The sequence below is a fragment of the Paraburkholderia phenazinium genome (assembly GCF_900141745.1).
Taxonomy (GTDB): Bacteria; Pseudomonadota; Gammaproteobacteria; order Burkholderiales; family Burkholderiaceae; genus Paraburkholderia; species Paraburkholderia phenazinium_B.
Window position 1 is genome coordinate 389,514 of the sequence record NZ_FSRM01000001.1, and the last position, 15,347, is coordinate 404,860.

The following is a 15,347-nucleotide window of genomic DNA, read 5'->3' on the forward strand; positions in this document are numbered from 1 at the left end:
GCTCCTCGGACGTGTCCGAATCGGGTAAAATGTCGGCCTACGCGCGTAGCAAAACCGGCCTGCACTCCACTGACCGGCTACGTATTCCGCCCATCAGGCGCGGAACACTCCGCTTGCTGCGCCACCGGGCCAATGCGCCCGCGCCCTCTCGCTCACACCAAGGATCCGCCCATGACAGGCTTCGATCGCCAGACGATCTCCGACACGACCGCCAAGATGCTGCTGGAAGTGCAAGCAGTTCACTTCAACGCGGAAAAACCGTACATCTTCACGTCCGGCTGGGCGAGCCCGGTGTATATCGACTGCCGCAAGCTGATCTCGTATCCGCGCGTGCGCCGCGGCCTGATGGAAATGGCCGAAGCCACCATCCTGCGCGACGTCGGCTACGAGCAGATCGACGCGGTCGCCGGTGGCGAAACCGCCGGCATCCCGTTCGCGGCCTGGCTCTCCGACCGCCTGATGGTGCCGATGCAATACGTGCGCAAGAAGCCGAAGGGTTTCGGCCGCAACGCACAGATCGAAGGTCTGCTGACCGAAGGCCAGCGCGTGCTGCTGGTGGAAGACCTGACCACCGACAGCCGCAGCAAGATCAACTTCATCAACGCGCTGCGCACTGCGGGCGCGACGGTGAACCACTGCTTCGTACTGTTCCACTACAACATCTTCAAGGAAAGCGTGTCGGTGCTGAAAGACATCGATGTCGATCTGCACGCGCTTGCCACCTGGTGGGACGTCCTGCGCATCGCCAAGGAAAAAGGCTACTTCGACACGAAGACGCTCGACGAAGTGGAAAAATTCCTGCACGCACCGGCTGAGTGGTCGGCCGCGCACGGCGGTGCGACAGCGTCGCCGCAGTAAGCACCGGGTTTCAAGTACGTAGGCCGGGAAGGGACCGCCGCAACGCGGTCTGGTTCTAACCCACGCCGCTGGTGGATGCAAAAAAAGCTGCCTGTCTTTCCGACAGTCAGCTTTTTTTTATGCCGCTGGCAGGGACACGTCAGGCAACGCGATCACTGATCGCTCAGTTCCCCCGCGGTCCCCGACGACAGATTTGCCAGACCGTTGCTCTGCGCGTACTGAAACAGTTCGGAATCGCGTTCGAGACCGAGTTTGCGCATCGCGGTGTTCTTCTGCGTGCTGATGGTCTTGATGCTGCGGTTCAACTGCTCCGAGATTTCCTTGATCGTCATCCCGGACACGAACAGCCGCACCACTTCCAGTTCGCGCTTCGACAGCATCACCTCGTCGGTCTTGCCGCCCGCGTTCATGCGCAATGTCTCGAGCGACGCCTTGACCGATGGACTCATGTATTCGAGATGGCGGCTGACGTGCTGGACCGCGAGCCCGATATGGCTCAGATCGTCCGCCTTGTTGACGACCGACGTCACGCCGAGTTCGCTGAGACGCTTGAGCAGCGCGGCGTTCTCGAGCATCGTCAGGACGACGATAGGCAGATTGGGAAAATTGCGGCGCAAGTAACCGATCAGCGGAAGACCGTCACCGTACTGCCCACCGGGCATGGCGAGATCGGTCACCAGCACGTCGCAGGGAACGGTCTGCAGAATCTTCATGAGTTCCGTTGACTGGCGCGCGCGTGCAACAACTTCGATGCCGGGGAATTTAAGCAGCGCTTGCTCTGCGCCGAACAAAATCACTGGGTGATCATCGGCTACAACGACTCTGACTGGTTCTGGCATGGCTCTCCTTCGCTTGATAGCACGCTCTCCGAAACTTCAGCCATGCATCATTCTAAATTCCAGGTACTAAATTCGTGACTTCCCTTGCGTTGCCGGCCCACGGGCGCAATTCCGCTGACTATAGCTGATTTCACCTGTCCGCGGCCTGTCAGAACGGGCGCTACAAGGCCCCCGCTCAACCAAATGTTAATCTTGATTCGACCGCGGAACACAAAATAGGGACAATAATGATCCTGAGGATGGACGCTCACACCCCTGGCTGCATGGGACCGGCGTAACTGCGCTGCATGGGACCGGAGTACCGCGCTAAAAGCGCGAACTCTGGTTGACAGCTAAAGCGCAGGCGCCGGTCGACAAAGGAGAATAGGCACATGCATTCGCGTTGCCTGGTCGTTTCGCTTGCTTCGCCCCGCTCCAGATCGTCGTCTTTTGCCATTGCGACGCTCAGTCTCGCGCTTGCCGTCGCGCATGGGCCGCGTGCGCTCGCGGACGGGCCCTTTACGTTGACCAGTACCAATTTCCGCGATGGCGGCACGGTCGACACCGCCCAGGTTTTCGATCAGGACGACTGCAAGGGTGCGAACCGCTCGCCGCAGTTATCGTGGCACGATGCGCCTGCAGGCACGCGCAGCTTTGCCGTCACTATCTTCGATCCCGATGCACCCGGTCCCGGCTGGTGGCACTGGGCCGTCGCGGAGATCCCTGCGAATATCGACCGCTTGCCTGAGAATGCGAGCGCGTCAGGCTACATAAAGAAGCTTGGCGCCGTCGAGGCACGCAACGACTTCGAGATCGACGGCTATGGCGGCCCGTGTCCGCCGGCCGGCAAGCCGCATCGCTATGTGATCACCGTGTATGCGCTCAACACGACCGATCTGCGGCTCGCCCAGGGCCGCCCGGCGTTCATGTTCGACCACGAGATCGGCACTGCAACGATCGGTAGTGCAAAAATGGTGGTGAACTACGGGCGCTAAAAGACGCGCCCGCAAAGGCCGCGGCGTTGCGGTTACCCAGGTCCGGCGGATGGCGCAGTATCGCCGCGGCCAAACCCGCCGCCGCGCGCCCGCACCGCTCGTCCTCGTCCTCCCTTCAACTTTCCTGGAGCATCTCATGCCGAAGATCGTCATCGTTTATCACAGCGGATATGGCCATACGAAGAAAGCCGCCGAGGCTGTGCTCGCCGGCGCGCTCGCGGCCGGCGCCGACGCCAGACTGCTCGCAGTGGGCGATGTCGACGATGCCGGCTGGGCCGAACTCGACGCCGCCGACGCCATCATTTTCGGCGCGCCGACCTACATGGGCGGCCCATCGGCCGACTTCAAGAAATTCGCCGACGCCAGCTCGAAGGTGTGGTTCGGCCAGAAGTGGAAAGACAAGATCGCCGCTGGCTTCACCAACTCTGCGACGATGAACGGCGACAAGTTCTCGACCATCCAGTACTTCGTCACGCTGGCGATGCAGCACAGCATGATCTGGGCGGGCACCGGCATGATGCCGGCCAACACCAAGGCGGCGACGCGCGACGACCTGAACTACGTCGGCGGCTCTACGGGTCTGCTCACGCAATCGCCGGCGGATGCCACGCCGGAGGAAGCCCCGCCGCCAGGCGACCTCGAAACGGCCAAGGCATTCGGCGCACGGGTCGCCGCCGTGACGGCGCGCTGGAGTGCCGCGAAGTAGACGTCTCCCGGTCCGCGGCGGGCGCGAATCCGCCGTCAACGGATTGTATCTGCCGCATAAAACCGTCATCTCAATGTCATTTGCACGGCGCAACGTCGTTTTTCGACGATGTTTGCGCACGCGTGCCGTCGTCAGGTCTTAAAATAGCGTTCCGGCGCAACTCAGCGCCACCGTTTTCCCCGCCGTTTTCCCGTAAGCCAGTGAGAGTGAGATGAGCACGAAAGTATTTGTCGACGGACAGGAAGGCACGACCGGCCTGAAGATTTTCGAATACCTGTCGCAACGCGCCGACGTAGAGATCCTGCGTATCGAAGAAGCGAAGCGCAAGGACATCGAGGAGCGCCGTCGTCTCATCAACGCGTCGGATGTCACGTTCCTGTGCCTGCCCGATGTGGCCTCGCGCGAATCGGCTTCGCTCGTCGCGAACGACCACACCGTCCTGATCGACGCGAGCACCGCGTTTCGCACTAGCGCGGACTGGGCTTACGGCCTGCCGGAGCTGGCGCGCTCGCAACGCGAACGGCTGCGCACGGCCAAACGCATTGCCGTGCCGGGCTGCCACGCATCGGCGTTCGTGCTGGCCATGCGCCCGCTCGTCGAAGCGGGCGTGGTCGCGCCGGAGTTCGCGGCGCACAGCTATTCGATCACCGGCTACAGCGGCGGCGGCAAAAAGATGATTGCCGACTACGAAGCCGGCGGCAACGACCGGCTGAAGAGCCCGCGCCCTTACGCGCTCGGTCTGACGCACAAGCATCTGCCGGAGATGGCAGCGCATACGGGTCTGAAGTCGGCACCGATATTCACGCCGATCGTCGGCGAGTTCTACAAGGGCCTGGCGGTCACTACCTTCTTCTCGCCCAGCCAGTTGGCGAAGAAAGCCACGCCGCAAGATGTGGTTGCGCTCTTCAGCGAATACTACGCAGGCGAAGCATTCGTGCGCGTCGCTCCGTTCGACTCCGAAGCCAACCTCGACGGTGGCTTCTTCGACGTGCAGGCCAACAACGACACCAATCGCGTCGACCTGTTCGTGTTTGGCAATGAAGAACGCTTCGTCACCGTCGCGCGTCTGGACAATCTGGGCAAGGGCGCATCGGGCGCAGCCATCCAGTGCATGAACCTCGCGATCGGCACCGCCGAAGACAGCGGATTAAAACACTAAGCGCTTCTTTCCCGACGGCGCTTCGACGCCATTCAAGCCCAAAGGCCGGTTTTATAAACCGGCCTTTTGCGTTTTAAATCCCCGCTTGAACATTTCAAATCGCTTGCGAGTAATCGGTACTACTCCCAATTACTTTCGAACAAAATCCGGCCGTTATACATGGATCGGTAAATCGTGCAGAACAGCGAATTAATCTGCATAGATTGCCGCCTAGGGAAACACCCGATTTTTCCACGAACGGTCGTTCGCAGATGATAGAGCCTTTTTGCCCAAAGCCCTGACAGGCAAGCGTGTGCTGCAAAGCAACGTTCAGCTGCTGCATCCGAAAATTCGTTTTTTGTTTAAAAGGCTCGCAAACCTCACGGTGGCAAGAGTCGCGCGTTTTAGAGGCTGTTTGAATCGACCTTTTTAGACGGTTCAGTCAATTGACAGCCCTTAAACGCGCAGCGAAATTACTTCGCACAATTACACGAAAGGGAGACAGCAGCATGTCGTACGCCATAATTAGAGGCCTTGTACTGGCTATTTTGACCGCCTGCCTGGTGGTCGGGTGTGGTGGCGGCAACGCCAGCAATCCCGCAGCGATCAACACGCCGCAATGTTCCGGATCGAGCTGTCCGACGCAAGGGCCGCCGCCGCAGGGCACGGTTGCTTCGCTCTGTCCTGCGACCGCCGATATCGGCAATACAACGTATCTGGGCGGCGCCGGCAGCGGCGAAGTGGTGAGCCTGAACATCAACGCGACGGCGATGACCTACACGCTGTCGTGGCTCGAATCCCCCATTCCGCTTGCGACGGGCAACGTGACCCCGACCCGCGTAGGTGTGAAGATCACAGGCTCGGTGGCGCATCCGCCTACCGGCGCCTTGCCGACTGCCGAGCAGATACGCTGCGCGTTCATCCTCGAGCCGGGCACAGGCTCTGGACCCAACGGTACCTACAACACCACCGCTGACTTCAACACCGCCAATCCGCCGACGATCTTCATCGGCCAGGGTGTGGCAGGCGGCGGTATTCCGGGCGCCACGATCCAGTTCGCCGGCATATTGGGCCTCGGCGCGGTGGATAACCGTCATTTCGACTTTTATCCGTTCCTCGGCTTCGCCAGCACGACCACGGATATCACGAAGCTGCCGGGCACCTACAACGGCCTCCTCTATCACCTGACGCCTTCTGGTAATTCGGGCAACTATGCAACCGTGGGCACGAACACCATCGAAACCTTCGATGCGACCGGCACCTGCACGTCCACCCAAAGCACCACCGGCTTCTCGCCCAATACGGGTGGCTGCCTGACGACGGGTAACCCGTACACGGTCAACGCCAACGGCTATCTCGATAGCACCGAGGCTCCGCAGATCATTGCGCAGACGATACCGACCGGCAAATCGGGCGTCGCGCACATGATCCTCGGCCAGTTGAACGGGGCAACCATCCCGCTCGTGGTGCGCACCGGCAACGTCAATACCAACCTCCTGTCGTTGGCGGTCGACGACGAGTCCGGCATCGCCATGCTCGCTCCGGCCACGGCCCTCGCCTCGGGCGGCTTCGACGGCGGTTATGTCGGCGCGGATTCGAACTTCAACTACACCGCGACGCTCATCAACGGCGCCACGGGCACCTTCGTCAATCCGGCAACCTCGAGCGCCGAAGATGGATTCGCCCTGACCTACGGTGTCGCGGCAAGTCCGGGGCTGGTCAATGTCACCGCCACGACGACCAGCGGCGGCAGCGCTACTGGCTACGCGATCGCTGCGGGCGGCCTGTACGCCATCCTCATCCAGGGTGAGGAAAACAACGGCGTGGCATCGACTTCGGCCATATCGGGTACAGCGGAAACGCCGTACTTCGGCGTCGGCGCCAACGTCAACAAGTAACGAGACGATCAGATCGAGGGGATGGCCGGACAGGGAGCCGGCCATCGAAAACGAGAACATTCAGGAGGGGGCAGTATGAAATGGAAAATCCTTGCGGCACTGGCTTTGACAGCGCCGTTGGTGACGGCGTGCGGCGGTGGCGGCGGCAGTTCGCCGGCGCCGGTGGTCACAGCGCTGTGTCCCACCACGCTCGACTACAACACGGTCTACACCGGAGGCGGCGGCGACGGCGAACTGGTCAAGCTGCAGCTCGATACGACCAAGATGACCTGGCAGATCAGCTACATCGAGTCGCCAATTCCGCAAACCACGGGCACCGTCACCCCGACGCGGGCAGGCACGACCGCCAGCGGCACGTTGACTCCGGTCACGCAATTGCCGACCGCCAAGCTCAACCAGTGCGCCTATCAGCTGAACGGCGCGAGCCTCGACCCGACCCGACCGGCCCGTATCTTCGTCGGCGAAGGCGTGGCAGGCGGCACGATCCCCGGCGCGCAGATCCAGTTTGCCGGTGTGCTCGGCGTAGGCGCCGTGCCCGATACGACGTTCCCGTACTACCCGTTCATCGGCTTTTCGTCGATTGAAACGAACATCGCGAGCCTCGCCGGCACGTATAACCAGCTGGGCTACCACCAGGTTCCGTCGCAGGACTTCCTGCCGGTCTCGGTGGACGCAAAGATCACGATCAACGCCGACGGCACCTGGACCGAGTGCGACAACTCCGGCGTCAATGCCGGCAAGTGCGAGCAACCCGGGACCAACCTCGTACAGTCGGCCGACGGTAGCGGAGCGTTCGAAACCGACAACTTCCAGGGCCAGGCGAAAGCCACGCTCGCCACCACGCCGCAGGCCAAGGGCTTCATGATCGTCGGCCAGCTGCGCGGCCAGCTCGTGCCGATCCTCGTGCGCACCGGCGTCGCCAATCCGGCGGCCTTGCTGGCGGACGACGAATCCGGCATTTCGATTCTCGCGCCGCAAACCGCGGTCGCGGTGAACTCGCAGAACGGTGAGTACATCGGCGTGGACAGCCAGTTCGACTACCGCACCACGGCACTCGAAGGCACTCAGGCCACGTTGCTCGATCCGTTCAATGCGTCGCAGGCGTCGCTCGCAACCGCGCTCAATCTCGACTTCACCGAGGCGATTCCTGGCGAGGTGACGACGACCCAGGTCGGCGCATCGACGGGCACTACGCCGACCGGAAAGATGATCTTCACGGGTGGCGTGTTCGGCTACCTCGACCTGACGACGCCAGCGTCGCCTTACTTCACGATCGGCGCATTCGTCCAGTGATGGACGCAGTGAGCACTGTCACCACGTAACGAGGCGACCGCTCCCCGGCTGCAGCCGCAGCCGGGGTCCGTCCGGAACGCGACGACCACGCGGGAAACCCACCCCGCCGCCGCGCGTAGCAGGAGCGCCCGCTCAGGAGGAACGTCATGAAAAGAATGCTCATCGCGGCGCTGACCGCGTGCCTCTCGCTTAGTGCCCACGCCCAGCAGGCAGGCGACAACGTCGCCGTGCTCGGCTGGTTCCACGTGGCGCCGAAGGACTCCAGTTCGGCGCTCACGACCAATGTCGCACCGACGCCGATCAACACGCCGCTGCGTCTGCCGAACTCGTTCACTTCGGGCGGCACCGGCCTGTCGACCAACAACGCGAACACAGCCGGTCTTGTGATTACCCACTTCTTCACGGACCATATTGCGCTGTCGTCGGTCGCGGGCGTGCCGCCGGTGTTCAAGGTTTACGGTCAGGGCACGATCAAGCCGCCGGGGCCGGCCGGCGCACTTGGCAGTCAGAATCTGGGAGACCCGTCGAGCAATCCGATCATCAAGAGTGTGCGCCAATGGAGTCCGGCGGCGATCCTGCAGTACTACTTCGGCCAGCCCACCTCGAAGTTCCGGCCGTTCCTCGGTCTCGGGGTGTCGTACAACTGGTTCTCGGACATTCAGTTGAATCCGAACTTCGTCACCTCGACGCAGAACAACCTTGGCTCGGTGCTCGCCGCGGGCGCTGGCAAGCCGGGGACTACGCAGGTGTCGGCCAAGGCGTCGTCGTCATGGCAACCGGTGTTCAATGCGGGGGCGGAGTACAACATCACGGATCACTGGGGTCTGCTGGCTTCGATCACGTACATCCCGCTGAAGACGACCTCGTCGGTGATCGTCAAGGCAGCCGACGGCACCGAACTCGCGGTAAGCCGGGCCACGCTGAAGGCGGATCCGATCATCTCGTTCCTCGCCGTTTCGTATAAGTTCTAGTTGGCACGGAGGAAACGCCGCTGCACGAAAACGCAGGACGAAAAAAAGCCCGCCTACTTGGGCGGGCTGAATCCATATCAGAGGAGACATGGAGGAGACAAGGCAAATCATAGCAAAGCGTTTGGTGCGACGCAACATCGGAATTAGGGTTGACCCTCGATGTTGCGTTTATGCAACATCGCACGAAATCCCGGTAACTACGGCGACGCCCCTGCCACACCCTGCCAGTCCGTACGAAGTCCCTCCTAGCGGCGCACCAGCGCCATCATCGCGCCGAAGCCCACGAACACGCCGCCCGTCAGACGGTTGAACGCCCGCGCCACGTTGCGGCTCTTCAGCCGCGCGCCGATGTGAGTGCCAAAGCCTGCGTAGACCAGATACCAGCTCACCTCGATCACCGCGAAAGTGGCGACCAGAACGCCGAATTGCGGAAGCGTCGGGCGGCTGGCGTCGACGAACTGCGGCAGCAAAGCAGCGGCGAACAGAATCGCCTTCGGATTGCTGCCCGCCACCAGAAAGCCGTTGCGGAACAACGCAAAGCGCGAACGCGCCGGTTTCTTGGCGAGTTCATCTGTGCGGTGAGCCACGCCTTCGTCTGCAGGGGCCCGCCAGGCCTTGATGCCGAGATAGACCAGGTAGGCCGCGCCAATCATCCGCAGCGCGTTGAACATGGCTGGCCACGCTTCGAGGAACACGCCCAGTCCCGCTGCCGAGACCGACAGCATCAAAACGAGCGCCGACAGGCAACCGGCCATCGTCGCACCCGAGCGGCGCAGCCCGTGCTGTGCGCCATGTGTCATGACGAGCAGCATGTTCGGACCGGGAATGGCGGAAACGACGAAGACGGTGGCAACGTACAGACACCAGGTATGCAGGTTCATGAATGAATGGCACGGTAAAAAATCAGCGGGACAGGCATTATGCCTGCCCCTGCGGCCGCAAGGTGCAGGGGACTTCCGTTGCGACCGCGTTACTACGCCCGCTTCGCGCGCTCAGCGCCCGGCGCGGCGCGCCGACACCTCTCCTAGCACCGCGAAGTCCTTCTCACCGTCACCATGCGCGATGGCATCGATCAGGTTATCGCGCACCAGACTCCCCACCGGCATTGGCGTCGATACCGCATCGGCGGCGGCCAGCGCCAGACGCACGTCCTTCAGTCCAAGACGCGCCTTGAACAGCGCCGGCTCATAGCGCCGCTCCGCAATCAGCTTGCCGTAGCCCTGATAGACCGGGCCCGTGAACAGGCCCGCGGTGATCACGTCGAGAAAATCCTGCATCGCCACGCCGTGCGCCGTGACGAGGCTCGCCGCCTCGCCGAGCGTTTCGACCGCCGAGGCGAGCGTGAAATTGGCAGCGAGCTTCATGACGTTCGCCTGTTGTGGCTGCGAACCGATGCGCCAGGTCTTCTGGCCAATCACGTCGAGCACCGGCTGCACACGCTCGATAGCTTCAGCCGGGCCACCCGCGACGATGGTCAGCTTGCCTGCCGCCGCCACGTCGGGGCGTCCCAGTACGGGCGCGGCGACATAGTGCAGTCCACGCGTTGCATGGGCATGAGCCAGCTCTTCAGCCAGCGCCACGGAAATCGTCGCCATGTTCACGTGAATCAGCCCGCGCGGCGCGTGTTCCAGCAACGTCGCGTCGATCACCTCGCGCAGCGCCGTATCGTCGGCGAGCATCGAAAACACGGCGTCGCCGGTAAATGCCTCGGCGGGCGAACCGACCACCGCCGCACCCTCCGCGACCAGCGGTTGCGCGCGCTCCGGCGAACGGTTCCAGACCCGCACCGTGTGACCCGCTTTCAGCATGTTGCGCACCATGGCGACACCCATCTCGCCGAGACCGATAAAACCGATGTCCATCTCTCGCTCCACTCTTTCGAAGAGGTGAAAGTAGAGCACAGCGCCGCGAGACGTGCAGCCAGCGCGCAATGCCCCCCGGTGCCATACTGATGCGATGGTCACCGCGACATTCCGCTTCTATGAGGAGCTGAACGACTTCCTCGCCCGGCCGCTGCGCCGCCGCGCGTTCAGTTGCGCCTGCGCGGATGCCGCCACGGCCAAGCACATGATCGAAGCGCTCGGTGTGCCGCATACGGAAGTCGAATTGATCCTGGTGAACGGCGAATCGGTTGGCTTCGAGCGTCAGCTGGTGGACGGCGACCGCGTGGCGGTTTATCCGAAGTTCGAGGCGCTCGACATCCAGCCGCTGCTGCGCGTGCGCGAACACCCATTGCGTGTGACGCGCTTTATCGCCGATGCCCACCTCGGCGGCCTCGCGCAACTGCTGCGGCTAGCCGGCTTCGACACGCTCTACGACAACCACTACCCCGACGCCGACATCGAAGTGCTGGCCGCCGCCGAACAGCGCATCGTGCTGACCCGTGACCGCGAATTGCTCAAGCGGCGCACGATCACCCACGGCTGCTATGTCCGCACGCTCAAACCCAAGGCGCAATTGCGCGAGATTTTCGACCGGCTCGATCTGGCCGGCAGCGCCCGTCCGTTTCGCTTGTGCCTGACCTGCAACGTTCCGCTGCGGCGTATTCCCAAAGATGAGGTGGCAGGCCGCGCGCCCGAAGGCGTGCTCGAACGCCACAGCCAGTTCGTCACCTGCGACGTATGCCGGCGCGTGTTCTGGGAGGGCACTCATTGGCAGCGCATGCGAGCGTTAATGGACAGCATGGCGAATGAGCGCGCCTGAGCTGACCCACGACGTTCGACTCCGCTGGAACCCGTGTCCGGCTGGCAGGCCAGCGCGGATGCGTACAATGCGGGATTCCCTACCCTGCTGAGGCTTTCCGAATGCCGATGAAAAAAACCGACCTTGAGAAGAACAAGGCCCTCAAACTGACCAATTCCATGAAGCTGACGACCGCCGACCGCTTCGGCAAAGGCTCCGCCGCTACGCCCGTGCTCGACCGCCGCGAACAACGCAAGCTCGACCAGGCGCAGGGACTCGTGCCTTTTGCGTGCAAGCTCAACGCGGAACTCGTCGAGCAACTGAAGGAACGCGCAGCTACGCATCCGGAAGGCATGACGGGCCTCCTGACCGAAGTGATCCGCCGCGGTCTGCCAGCAGACGCGTCGTAACATCTCACCGGTCTGCTGCGCTGAGTTCAGTTCATTTCATTTCAGCAACTGAACCGCGCAGGACCAGATCCGCGACATCCCTGAAAAACGCCCGCTCATGCCGCTACCTAAACCAGATTGCGTAGCAGGCTGGCGGTTTCCTGGAGCGTCGGCAAGACCCGATGCAAAGCGGCATTAGCCGACTCCTGGCCGATCGGCATGCTGACGCTGATCGCCGCCACCACCGAGCCGTGCCGGTCGCGCAACGGCACCGCGACTCCGCGCATACCCAGCTCGAGCTGTTGATCCGTGACGACGTAGCCGTTGCGGCGCACTTCACCCAGCACCTCGCGAAGCTGCTCGATGGTGGAGTAGGTTTGTGGCGTGAAAACCTTGATTTCGTACGACGCGAGCCATCGTTCGATGACCTCCGGCGTCTGAAAGGCAAGCAGCACCAGACCCGCCGACGACAACGGCGCCGCCGCCCGCGACCCCAGCACGAAGCCGACCGCCATCGCCCGGTTCACGCCATTACGGGCCACGTAGACCACATCGTGTTCGTCGAGAATCGCGACCAGCGCGGTTTCCTGCAGCGTCGCCGTGATCCGCTGCAGGAACGGCTGCACGGTGCGCGGCAAGCGCGCCGAGTCCAGATAGGATTGACCGAGGCGCAGCACGCGCGGCGCAAGCCAGAACAGCTTGCCGTCGGTATCCACGTAACCGAGTTCGCGCAGCGTCAGCAGGTAGCGGCGCGCCGCCGTTCGCGATAGACCCGCGCGCGCTGCGACCATCGTTGGCGTCATGCGCGCATGTTCCTCGTCAAACGCTTCGATGATCGCCAGCGCTTTGGCCGCGCCGGCGATCCAGTCCTTGTCATCCATGGTTTCCGCCTGATGTCCGCCGGGCGCCGTCCTGCAAACAGGTCAACGCGATTGCGCGATTATCGCGCGAGACATCCAGTAACGGCTGTTTGAAAATCCCAGGCTTTCACTCACCAGGATTGGGCGAATCCGAACCGCTCGGCCAGGTTCTCCTGCGCGGCCTTCCGGTTGTCGGCAGTAGGCGGAAACACGCACCAGCAACCGTCATCGTGCCGGAAGAAAAACAGACTCCGGTCACCCTCCGCCAAGGCAGTTTCGACGCGTACATAGCGTCTGCCGCCCGCGCGCGTGCGGCTGAATTCGGTGACACGAATGGGATTCGACGGAGCCGGCGCCAGCCACTTCTCGACCAGAAAGCGCAGGGATTGTTCGCAGGCAGCTCTCATGACCGTCTCCACGAGCGTTCGTCCTGGGCGACGTCCCGCGTGTCGTCGACACTATCGCTGTCTTCCGTGGACGGCTCGTCGGCTTCAGCAGCGGCCAGTTCGATGGCCCGGCTGGTCGCCGCGGCCCGCAGCGTACTGCAATGAGTAGCGTGTCTGATGTCCGAGAGTAGACGGACAAGCTGTCGTGCTGATCTGCGTTTCATCGAACACCCCCCGCACTGCACCAGTAACTTGAGAAAGCACTTTAACTTTATGCCTCGATGGCGCACCGCTGTGAGGTTTTTGACTAAATAGCAACAGTCACGATCAAACTCGTGCGCGCCGGGCGTCTGCGCCGCCCGACCTCAATGTGCGCGCATTGGCGCAGTGCGGTATGTGCGCTGGCGACCGCAACGCACTGATGGGACTGGCGACTGGCCGGGCGGCACCTGATTCGGAACCGCACCGCAGTGACACCGGTTAAACGGCGCGCCGGCGACAATCTTGAAGGGGGAGAAATACGGAGTGGTGCCCGGGACTCTGCGGCCGTACGCGCCTGGAAAAAAGTGCGCGGGGCAAAAAACTCAGCCCCGATCAACCGATTACCAGCACCGCGCGTTCTTATGGGCTGACGCTGGGCGCACTGGCTGGCTGCGTCAAATCCGGGCGGCCCAGAATGTCCGGCTCCACAGACGACACAGGAGCCACCGGCGTGCCAGACGCAACCGGCGTGTTCAATGCGCTCGCAGGCGGGGCCACCACCCGGTTGGCCGCCATCATTGGCGCCGGCACGATCGGAACGGGCGCAGCGGTGGTCACTGTCGAGACGGCGGGAAGCGGCGTGCTTGTCACAACGCTCGACTTGACAGGGTCAGTGCGCACGACCGTCTGCAGATAGTGATCGACGAGCCCGAAGAAGCGATCGTAGAACTTGCCCGACGGAATCGTCTCGCTGGAGATTTTCACCATCTCGTCGTTGTTCGAGCGGATCGGCAACGACACCGAACCGATGATGCTCAGACCGACGCTCGCCGACGTATCGCTTTTCTTCAAGGCAAAGCCGTCTTGGACCGCATTCACGTAGACGATGCTCGTGTCGCTGGCTTCTTCACCCGGCGTGCAAACGACGTGAAACTCCACCATCACGTGCGAATCGCCGGTGGGCTGGAAGTTCTTGGTGCCGTCGACGGTATCGGGATGCGTCAATGTCGTCATGTAGCCCTGGCTCAGCAGCGCGCGACGCGCGGCTTCGCAGGTGTCGGCGGTGCTAGCGTTGAAATTGCGGGCGAAGGGGCTCGCGCCCGTATCGAACTGTTCCTGCTGGAATTTCGGTTGTGACGAGCTTGAACAGGCGGCAAGCCCGAGCAGCCCAAACAGCGAGGCTACGGTAGCTTTAGAAAATGAGGTACGCATGATTCCGGAAGGCAGACTACTTAACGTCGAATGGCATGCATTGTAGAGCGGTTGCCTGACAGAGCGAAAACAATGGGCAAAGCGCGTAACACGTTGAAACAAAAAGGTTTGTAGGCTTTCGGTCAGCGCGGTGTGCGGCGCGTGCCGTTCGGGGCGATGTCAGAATGGCCAGTGGTCCGACTGAGGCGGCCGGGCGGTCACCGGAATGCCTCGTGCGCCTCGGGGCGACGCGGCTTGCCCGACCGGTAAGGTCAGGTCATCGGATCAGGGCGCCGCCGAAGCCGTGCCAGCGGCCGACAGACCGATCGAAGATGAACCCGGCACCGCGCTTGCCGAAGGAATGTAGAACGTGCGAGCACCACCAACGGATGTGGCGCAGTCGGCTGCGCGGCCGTCGCATGCTGCGTCGTCCGCGGCCGAACGCGCCGCGCCGCCCTGTTCGGCGACAACCGGCGCAAACGTCTCGACCCGTGTGCTCACCATCTGCGCGTAAGCCATCGAACCGCCGTAGCTCTTCAACGCGAGACTCATATTGCCGCCGGCCGATTGCATGTAACCGTGCAGAATGGCAGAGCCCGCCTCGATATTGGCGGTCGGCTCGGTCAGGTCTTTGACGTTGCGCAGCAGCCCGCGGTGAGCGGCCGGTACGACCTGCATCAGGCCCGTGGCGCCACGCGGGCCTTTGGCTTTTTCCTTAAACCGGGATTCGATCGAGATGATCGCCAGCAGAAGCGCCGGCGGCAGCGAGTACTTGGCTGCGGCAGACTGAACGGCGGACGAGATTTGCTCGGCCTTCGCCTTGGCGAGGCCGAACTTTTGCGTCAGATATTCCGAGATACGGTCGTGGTCGCTCTCTTCGGCCAACGCGCTCTGCATGAAACAAAGCGACAGCATGATCAGACAAAGTAGTCGGCTCATGAGCGGATAACGTTCGAGAGGA

General features: G+C 62.5%; 17 protein-coding genes. 9 read left to right on the forward strand and 8 right to left on the reverse strand.

Annotation, left to right across the window (positions count from 1 at the left end; translation table 11 throughout):
- The first annotated feature begins 171 nt into the window (after positions 1-171).
- A complete protein-coding gene (locus BUS06_RS01920; RefSeq protein ID WP_074262733.1) occupies positions 172-858 on the forward strand; it encodes an orotate phosphoribosyltransferase in 687 nt (228 codons plus the stop codon).
- Between the two features lie 152 nt (positions 859-1,010).
- Here the strand turns inward: BUS06_RS01920 and BUS06_RS01925 are convergent, their stop codons facing one another.
- Positions 1,011-1,697, reverse strand: a complete 687-nt coding sequence (locus BUS06_RS01925) for a response regulator (protein ID WP_074262734.1) — start codon at positions 1,695-1,697, stop codon at positions 1,011-1,013.
- A 371-nt stretch (positions 1,698-2,068) separates the two neighbouring features.
- Here BUS06_RS01925 and BUS06_RS01930 point away from each other — a divergent pair, with 371 nt between their 5' ends.
- The 6 genes from BUS06_RS01930 (at position 2,069) to BUS06_RS01955 (ending at position 8,677) form a co-directional block, all read left to right on the forward strand.
- On the forward strand, positions 2,069-2,671 hold the full coding sequence (locus tag BUS06_RS01930; RefSeq protein ID WP_074262735.1) for a YbhB/YbcL family Raf kinase inhibitor-like protein: 603 nt from the start codon (positions 2,069-2,071) through the stop codon (positions 2,669-2,671).
- A 136-nt stretch (positions 2,672-2,807) separates the two neighbouring features.
- On the forward strand, positions 2,808-3,377 hold the full coding sequence (locus BUS06_RS01935; protein ID WP_074262736.1) for a flavodoxin family protein: 570 nt from the start codon (positions 2,808-2,810) through the stop codon (positions 3,375-3,377).
- 211 nt (positions 3,378-3,588) lie between these two features.
- Positions 3,589-4,536, forward strand: coding sequence for an N-acetyl-gamma-glutamyl-phosphate reductase (argC, locus tag BUS06_RS01940; RefSeq protein ID WP_074262737.1), 948 nt, complete (start codon positions 3,589-3,591; stop codon positions 4,534-4,536).
- Between the two features lie 488 nt (positions 4,537-5,024).
- Positions 5,025-6,413: a DUF2957 domain-containing protein gene (locus BUS06_RS01945; protein WP_074262738.1), complete on the forward strand. Its 1,389-nt coding sequence runs from the start codon at positions 5,025-5,027 to the stop codon at positions 6,411-6,413.
- Positions 6,414-6,488: 75 nt separating this feature from the next.
- Positions 6,489-7,706 carry a DUF2957 domain-containing protein gene (locus tag BUS06_RS01950; RefSeq protein WP_074262739.1) on the forward strand — a complete coding sequence of 406 codons (1,218 nt, stop codon included), beginning with the start codon at positions 6,489-6,491 and terminating at the stop codon, positions 7,704-7,706.
- A 146-nt stretch (positions 7,707-7,852) separates the two neighbouring features.
- The gene (locus tag BUS06_RS01955) at positions 7,853-8,677 is read left to right on the forward strand and encodes an OmpW/AlkL family protein (RefSeq protein ID WP_074262740.1); all 825 of its coding nucleotides are present in this window, start codon (positions 7,853-7,855) and stop codon (positions 8,675-8,677) included.
- Between the two features lie 245 nt (positions 8,678-8,922).
- Here the strand turns inward: BUS06_RS01955 and BUS06_RS01960 are convergent, their stop codons facing one another.
- A complete protein-coding gene (locus BUS06_RS01960) occupies positions 8,923-9,558 on the reverse strand; it encodes a LysE family translocator (RefSeq protein ID WP_074262741.1) in 636 nt (211 codons plus the stop codon).
- A gap of 111 nt (positions 9,559-9,669) precedes the next feature.
- Positions 9,670-10,539, reverse strand: coding sequence for an NAD(P)-dependent oxidoreductase (locus tag BUS06_RS01965; protein WP_074262742.1), 870 nt, complete (start codon positions 10,537-10,539; stop codon positions 9,670-9,672).
- Positions 10,540-10,633: 94 nt separating this feature from the next.
- On the opposite strand from BUS06_RS01965, the gene BUS06_RS01970 reads away from it, so the two are divergent.
- Together BUS06_RS01970 and BUS06_RS01975 are read left to right on the forward strand one after the other, a co-directional pair.
- A complete protein-coding gene (locus BUS06_RS01970) occupies positions 10,634-11,380 on the forward strand; it encodes a Mut7-C RNAse domain-containing protein (protein WP_074262743.1) in 747 nt (248 codons plus the stop codon).
- Between the two features lie 101 nt (positions 11,381-11,481).
- The gene (locus tag BUS06_RS01975) at positions 11,482-11,769 is read left to right on the forward strand and encodes a hypothetical protein (RefSeq protein ID WP_074262744.1); all 288 of its coding nucleotides are present in this window, start codon (positions 11,482-11,484) and stop codon (positions 11,767-11,769) included.
- Between the two features lie 107 nt (positions 11,770-11,876).
- Here the strand turns inward: BUS06_RS01975 and BUS06_RS01980 are convergent, their stop codons facing one another.
- The 5 genes from BUS06_RS01980 to BUS06_RS01995 all read right to left on the reverse strand — a co-directional run bounded on the left by BUS06_RS01980 (position 11,877) and on the right by BUS06_RS01995 (position 15,325).
- The gene (locus tag BUS06_RS01980; RefSeq protein WP_074262745.1) at positions 11,877-12,629 is read right to left on the reverse strand and encodes an IclR family transcriptional regulator domain-containing protein; all 753 of its coding nucleotides are present in this window, start codon (positions 12,627-12,629) and stop codon (positions 11,877-11,879) included.
- A 110-nt stretch (positions 12,630-12,739) separates the two neighbouring features.
- On the reverse strand, positions 12,740-13,015 hold the full coding sequence (locus tag BUS06_RS01985; protein WP_074262746.1) for a hypothetical protein: 276 nt from the start codon (positions 13,013-13,015) through the stop codon (positions 12,740-12,742).
- Positions 13,012-13,218 carry a hypothetical protein gene (locus BUS06_RS37280; protein ID WP_143787439.1) on the reverse strand — a complete coding sequence of 69 codons (207 nt, stop codon included), beginning with the start codon at positions 13,216-13,218 and terminating at the stop codon, positions 13,012-13,014. The genes BUS06_RS01985 and BUS06_RS37280 overlap by 4 nt, the downstream gene beginning before the upstream one ends.
- Before the next feature lie 397 nt (positions 13,219-13,615).
- Positions 13,616-14,407 (reverse strand): DUF2242 domain-containing protein, encoded by a 792-nt coding sequence (locus BUS06_RS01990; RefSeq protein WP_074262747.1) that lies wholly within the window; start codon positions 14,405-14,407, stop codon positions 13,616-13,618.
- Between the two features lie 264 nt (positions 14,408-14,671).
- Positions 14,672-15,325 carry a lytic transglycosylase domain-containing protein gene (locus BUS06_RS01995; protein WP_074262748.1) on the reverse strand — a complete coding sequence of 218 codons (654 nt, stop codon included), beginning with the start codon at positions 15,323-15,325 and terminating at the stop codon, positions 14,672-14,674.
- Positions 15,326-15,347 lie beyond the last annotated feature (22 nt).